The sequence below is a fragment of the Desulfosarcina cetonica JCM 12296 genome, from assembly GCF_001311845.1.
In the GTDB taxonomy this organism is placed as follows: domain Bacteria; phylum Desulfobacterota; class Desulfobacteria; order Desulfobacterales; family Desulfosarcinaceae; genus Desulfosarcina; species Desulfosarcina cetonica.
This window is the reverse complement of sequence record NZ_BBCC01000284.1, coordinates 1-5785: the sequence shown is the minus strand read 5'-3', so window position 1 is coordinate 5785 and position 5785 is coordinate 1. Positions and strand designations below refer to the sequence as shown.

The window sequence follows — 5785 nt, the reverse complement described above, 5'->3', positions numbered from 1 at the left end:
AGCGGCGGCGCCGGGATTGATTTCGGGCAGGTTCCGGACCAGGGCGTCCAGGTCCAGCTGCGATTCGATCATCGCCGCCAAATCCCGCCGGACGGCCGTGGAAGGATCGTGGTCCTCACGGGTGACCAGCCCCAGGTGACGCTCGGGAATGGCGATGGCCGTATCACGCATCAGGCCGCCCAGGATCGGCATGCGCACATGACCGGCCATGGCCTCCTGCAAATAGCTCAGGTGACGCGGGCTGCCCAGATGGTTGAAAAGGACGCCGGCAAAGGTCAACTGGTCGTCGAATCGCTCGAACCCCTGCACCAGGGCGGCGGCACTGCGTGCCATGGAGCGCGCGCCCACCACCAGAACCACCGGCAGCCCCAGCCATTTGGCCATCTGGGCCGTGGAACCGGCTTCGCTGCGGCCATCATAGCCGTCGAAAAGCCCCATGACGCCTTCCACCACGGCGATGTCCGCACCGGCGGCATGCCGGGCAAAGGCCGACCGGTTGTAAGCCTCGGAGAGCATCCAGCCGTCCAGGTTGCGGCTGACCCGCCCGGTGATCCGACCATGATGGCCCGGATCGATGAAGTCCGGCCCCACCTTGAAGGGGGCCACGGTGTATCCCCGGTCGGCCAAAGCGGCCATCAGGCCCAGGGTGACGGTGGTTTTACCGGCTCCGCTGTGGGTTCCGGCGATGACGATGCCTTTGATACGAGCCTCCTTCTTACTGATAGCGGCATGCTCCCAGCCTTGACGGATTCGTAAAAAACCCGATATCGGCGCTACGATTCATTCCGGCAGGCCGGCATCGGCCAGGATCCGGCGGCCGGCCGCACGATACGTCTGCGGATAGAGCAGACAACCGATGTGATAAATGCCCTGCAAAAGCCGCAGGGTCGGCCGCGAAACCAGGGTCTCATCCACGAGAAAAACCTGGTCGTGCTTGATCGCCCGAATCACGCCGAAGCCCGGCTCGGCCATGATCGTCTCCCGGGAAGCCTGATTCATGGCCCCCTGTTGGGAGAGAAAAACATCGATCTCGGCGGCGTGGGAGAGCAGCCGCTCCTTGCCGTAAACGGCGATGTTGTTGTTGGCGCGCACCGGCGCGTCCGCGGCCACGTTGACCCCGCCGGCGGTCTCCAGGGCGAAGATCGCCATCGCCTGGGGCGTGAAGGTTTTCATCTTGCTGTGAATCGCTTCAAAGTAGACCCGTTTTGGCGAGGCCACCGTGCGCGACAAGGCTTTGAAGGCATCCACGGCCGCGTTGAAACGGTCGATCATGGCCTCGGCCGCCGCCGACTGGCCGCACAGTCGGCCCAACTGGCGCCAGTAGTCGGCCAATTGGTCCACGGTGGTGGGCTGCAGCGAAACCACCCGGATGCCGCTTTGCTCCAAACGCTGCACCAGTTGCGGGTAACCCCTTGCGATCATCGGACGAATCAACACCAGATCCGGTTGCGCGGCCAGAAAACGTTCCGGATCGTCATGATAGGAGAAGATCGGCTTGCCGGCGGCCCCGGGCAGGGTTTTCGACTGGCCGTCGATGCCGATCAGCCGTTCGGCAGCCCCCAGGGTCATCAGGTTCTCCGTATGGGCTGCGTACAGGGAAATGATGCGCTGGTACGGAGCGTGTTCCGGCAGGGCTGCGTCCGGCGCAGCCGCCCCGCAGCAACACCAGGACAGCAGTAAGACAACCCCCACGCCAACGATTCGAGACATTCGCATCATCCTCTTCCCCCAACGCCACCGGCCCGCATCATGACGACAGGCGCCGCCGCGGTATCTGCTGGCGCGGCTTCCGCGGCGATCTTGTAACGCACCTGCAGCCGGCCGGTGAAATCGTCGACCGCCACGCGCGCCTGAATGCCGAAGACGGCTTCCAGGTTTTCCGGTGTCAGCACCCGCGCGGTGGGACCGGCAGCCACGACCCGGCCGTCGTCCAACAGAACCAGCTCCTGGCTGTAAGCGGCCGCCAGGTTGAGCTCCTGGAAAACGGCGATTACCGTGCGCCGGCCCTCCCGTACCCGCGCGGCCACCCGATCCAACAGGGTCAGGGCGTGGCGCACATCCAGATTGGCCGTGGCTTCGTCAAGCACCAGCACCGGCGTATCCTGGGCCAGGCCGCGGGCAAAAATCACCCGTTGGCGTTCACCGCCGCTCAGGGTGGTCACCGGCCGGTCGCGTAAATCCAGGATGCCGCAATCGGCCATCACCCGGGCCACCCGATCGAGATCGTCGGACGAGGGGGCGCCGAAACGCGACGTGTACGGGTAGCGGCCCATGAGCACCACCTCTTCCACACGAAACGGGAAATTGATCCCGTAGTCCTGGGGCACCAGGCAATCTCCCGCGCCAGGGCCCGCTTGCCAAAGCCGGCCAATGGACGGCCGGCATAGCGGATCTCGCCGTGGTCGGGCAGACGGTGACGGCATAAGAGATCCAACAAGGTGGTCTTGCCGCAGCCGTTGGGTCCGACGATGCCGATGAAGCGACCCGCCGGAAGCGTCAGGTCCAGGCCGTCGAAGACCGTCCGGCCCGGGTGGGCGAAGGCAACCTGGCGCAAGCTGAACGCCATCTTCAGAATCCCCCACTGCCGGTCTGACGCCGACGAAACAGATAACAGAAGAAAGGCCCGCCGATCAGCGCCGTAAGGACGCCGATGGGAATTTCGTGGGGCAGGACGGCACGGGTCAGGGTATCGGCCCAGAGCAGCAGAACGGCACCGCCGAGAAAAGCCAGCGGTAACAGCCGCCGGTTGTCCGGCCCCACGATGGCGCGCATCATGTGGGGAACCAGGAGCCCCACGAATCCGATGATGCCGGAAACGGCCACACAGGCCGCCGCCACCAGGGAGGCCGTGACCAGCAGGATCCAGGGCACCCGCCGGGCATCCACGCCTAGGGAGGCCGCCGCCCGACGGCCGAGGCAAAGCAGATTCAGGTCGCGGGCATAAAAGAGAAATATGGCCATTCCCGGAATCAGGAAAGCGATGGTCAGGCCAAGATCCGCCCAGGTTTTCGAGGCAAAGCTGCCCATCAACCAGAAAATGATCACCGAGACCTGTTCGTCGGCCACGTATTTGAGGAAACTGATGCCGGCCGAAAGGATCGCCGCCACGATGATGCCCGACAGAATCAGGTTGTTGGCGCTGGCACCGCCGGCCGATGAGGAGAGGTAGATCACCAGCAGCAAGGTGGCGGTGGCCCCGATGAAGGCACAAATCGGCACGCTGTAGATCCCGGCGGCCGTCAGATTGAGCAGCAGGGCCACGGCCGCGCCAAAGGCGGCGCCGGCAGATACCCCCAGGGTATAGGGATCGGCCAGGGGGTTGAGCAGAATCCCCTGGAAGACCACACCGCACAAGGCCAGGCCGCCCCCTACCGTGGCGGCGGTGAGGATACGCGGCAGGCGAACGTCGATGACGATGGTGCGGGTCAGCTCATTCAGACCGGCGGCAAATGCATCACAGCTCAGGCTACGATCCGCCATGCTTTCCCTAAAGGTACACATGAGGCGCAGAATCTCGGCCCACACCACCCGCAACACGTCGGTCCAGGCAATCTTGAGGTAGCCCATCCCGGCCGACAGGCAGATGGTGGCCACCAGCAAGCCGCATAGAAAAATGGCCATGGCCCAACTGGAATGGGAGGCGCGGGAAAGCGGATTGTCGTTATAAAGAAAGGACATGGACCATTTCCATTTCAACCGATATCGACCGAGCGGCAGGGCGGCGAAAAAAACAAAACCCTTCAAACCGCTAAATGGGTTTGAAGGGTTGCACCCAGTTTGCTTGGCCCTTAACGTGGCGGAAGGCCGAAAACACAATTCCACAAGCTCTTCTCCGGCACGTGCAAAAGGCAGGTCTTCTGGCTTCCCCGACCCGTCAGACGCCTTCCCACACCGGTGATCCGGAACAGTGGCATATGGTTTGGCGGTTCCCTGCGGGCATTGCCGGCAGGGGCAGGAGTTACAGCGGCGGGACCGCTCCCGGATCGCACGGGATTCCCTATTAAGCGCGATGCACCTTTGTTTCGCTTGTATGGGAAAACCGGGAGCGTGTCAATCCCCGACACGGTCGCAAAAAAACCGTTATGGTGTTTCACGTATCCCAAGGTTGAAAATTGTGTTTAAATAATGGTATGTTCCGCAGCTGACGAGACAAACAGCGGCTAAGGACCGACAGATGGCGATTTTAACCGACTTCCACGTGGCTTCGGGGTCCTTCATCGTGGGGGAAACCGAACCCAGGCGATTGCAGGCCTTCCTGGGCACCTGTGTGGGGGTTGCCGTTTTCGATGCCACGGCCGGCGTCGGCGGACTGGCCCATCTGTTGCTCCCCGAGCCGGTGGGAACCGGCAGTTTGGCCCATCCCGAAAAATACGCCACCACCGCCATGCCGCTTTTTCTGAACCGGTTGACCCAGTTGGGCGCCACGCCGGAAAACATGCGTGCCGTGGTTGCCGGCGGTGCCCTGGTGGGGCCGTTGACGCCCCTGGACATTGATCTGGACATCGGCGGACGGACCGCCGAAACAGCCCTCGACGCACTGCAAGCCGCCGGAATTCAGGTACTGCGCACCGAAACCGGCGGATTCTTCACCTGCTGTCTTGAACTGGACATGCAACACTGGCGGCACACGATTCAGCCGTCCGGGCTCGATGCCGAACGCGCCGATTCGCCCGCAAGGTTGCCAGTCCGGGCCGATATCCAGCACAGCATCGAAGCCATTCAGCCGATTCCCCAGGTGGCCCTCAAGGTCTTGCGCATCATGCAGCAGGAGAGCTACGACATCCATCAAGTGGCCGAGGAGATCAAAAAAGACCAGGTCATCTGCGCGCGGACCATCCAACTCAGCAACTCGGCCATGTTCTCCAAACACCAGGAAGTCACTTCCTTGGACCACGCCCTGGTGTACCTGGGCAAGTCCCTTTTCCTCAAGCTGGTCATTTCCGCCGCCGTGCAGCGCTATTACGGTCAGAGCGGCATCGGCTACAGTCTCTGCAAGGGCGGCCTTTATCACCATGCCATCGGAACCGCCGTGGTGGCTGAACGGATCGCCGTTGCCGCCGGGGCCGCCGATCCCGGTGCGGCCTATATCGCCGGTCTGCTCCACGACATCGGCAAGGTCGTGCTGGATCAGCACGTCAGTGATGCCTACCCCCTGCTCTACCGCGAATTCCAAAATCGCCAGACGGAAATCATCACCGTGGAAAACCAGATTCTGGGCATCGACCACACCCGCGTGGGTGCCCTGCTGGCCGATCGCTGGTCCCTGCCCCGGCCGCTGCAAAACGTCATCCGCTTCCATCACCAGCCGGAGGAAAACGCCGATGGCGACACCCTGACCGTCATCGTCTACCTCTCTGATCTGCTCATGTCCCGGTTTCACAGCGGGCTTGAGCTGGAGCGCATCAACACGCAACACATAGGCGACCATCTGGCGCGCCTGTCCCTTTCCGCCGGCCAGTTCCGCCAGCTGGTGGACCTGATCCCCGAAACCGTCTTCGAACCGGCATCCGAGACCCTTGCGGATGAAACCTGACCCGATGTCCGAGAAAGCCCCTGCCGATGAATGAGAATCAACACGTCCAATTGAAGCACTTGCCTGGTGTGGACCGGGTCCTGGCCCATGGAAACGCCGGCGGTCATTTTGAAGCCATCCCGAAATCCGTACTGATTCCGGCCATTCGCTGGGTCATCGACGCCCTGCGCCAGACGATTCTGGCCGGGCAGCGCCCCCTCGGGATGGCGGACTTGAGCCTGAACACCCTGGTGGCGGCGGTCAGGCAGCGGG

Annotated in this window: 6 protein-coding genes, 1 pseudogene and 1 riboswitch; of the genes and pseudogenes, 2 read left to right on the top strand and 5 right to left on the bottom strand. The window is 62.9% G+C overall.

Annotated features, from left to right (window positions below):
- The 5 genes from JCM12296_RS32000 to JCM12296_RS31985 all read right to left on the bottom strand — a co-directional run.
- A partial coding sequence (locus JCM12296_RS32000) for a cobyrinic acid a,c-diamide synthase CobB (RefSeq protein ID WP_246805205.1) occupies positions 1–687 on the bottom strand: 687 nt, incomplete at its 3' end.
- Between the two features lie 93 nt (positions 688–780).
- Positions 781–1710 (bottom strand): ABC transporter substrate-binding protein, encoded by a 930-nt coding sequence (locus tag JCM12296_RS31995; protein WP_246805203.1) that lies wholly within the window; start codon positions 1708–1710, stop codon positions 781–783.
- A gap of 5 nt (positions 1711–1715) precedes the next feature.
- Positions 1716–2273: an ABC transporter ATP-binding protein gene (locus tag JCM12296_RS31990; RefSeq protein ID WP_157068085.1), complete on the bottom strand. Its 558-nt coding sequence runs from the start codon at positions 2271–2273 to the stop codon at positions 1716–1718.
- A complete protein-coding gene (locus JCM12296_RS48515) occupies positions 2201–2566 on the bottom strand; it encodes an ATP-binding cassette domain-containing protein (RefSeq protein ID WP_157068084.1) in 366 nt (121 codons plus the stop codon). Before JCM12296_RS48515 ends, JCM12296_RS31990 begins: the two co-directional genes overlap by 73 nt.
- A 2-nt stretch (positions 2567–2568) precedes the next feature.
- Positions 2569–3678 carry a FecCD family ABC transporter permease gene (locus JCM12296_RS31985; RefSeq protein ID WP_306304179.1) on the bottom strand — a complete coding sequence of 370 codons (1110 nt, stop codon included), beginning with the start codon at positions 3676–3678 and terminating at the stop codon, positions 2569–2571.
- Between the two features lie 152 nt (positions 3679–3830).
- A riboswitch (cobalamin riboswitch) is annotated at positions 3831–4034 on the bottom strand.
- 140 nt (positions 4035–4174) lie between these two features.
- Between JCM12296_RS31985 and JCM12296_RS31980 the strand changes: the two genes are divergently transcribed.
- Complete coding sequence (locus tag JCM12296_RS31980; RefSeq protein WP_054701626.1) at positions 4175–5533, top strand: HDOD domain-containing protein; 1359 nt, start codon at positions 4175–4177, stop codon at positions 5531–5533.
- A 26-nt stretch (positions 5534–5559) separates the two neighbouring features.
- Positions 5560–5785: pseudogene (locus JCM12296_RS31975) on the top strand (hypothetical protein); the annotation flags it as partial.

Bases quoted from the DNA above. Each gene is read 5' to 3' on its own strand.
- JCM12296_RS48515 (WP_157068084.1), bottom strand. From the start codon at position 2,566: ATGGCGTTCAGCTTGCGCCAGGTTGCCTTCGCCCACCCGGGCCGGACG.
- JCM12296_RS31980 (WP_054701626.1), top strand. From the start codon at position 4,175: ATGGCGATTTTAACCGACTTCCACGTGGCTTCGGGGTCCTTCATCGTG.
- JCM12296_RS31985 (WP_306304179.1), bottom strand. From the start codon at position 3,678: ATGTCCTTTCTTTATAACGACAATCCGCTTTCCCGCGCCTCCCATTCC.
- JCM12296_RS31995 (WP_246805203.1), bottom strand. From the start codon at position 1,710: ATGTCTCGAATCGTTGGCGTGGGGGTTGTCTTACTGCTGTCCTGGTGT.
- JCM12296_RS31990 (WP_157068085.1), bottom strand. From the start codon at position 2,273: ATGGGCCGCTACCCGTACACGTCGCGTTTCGGCGCCCCCTCGTCCGAC.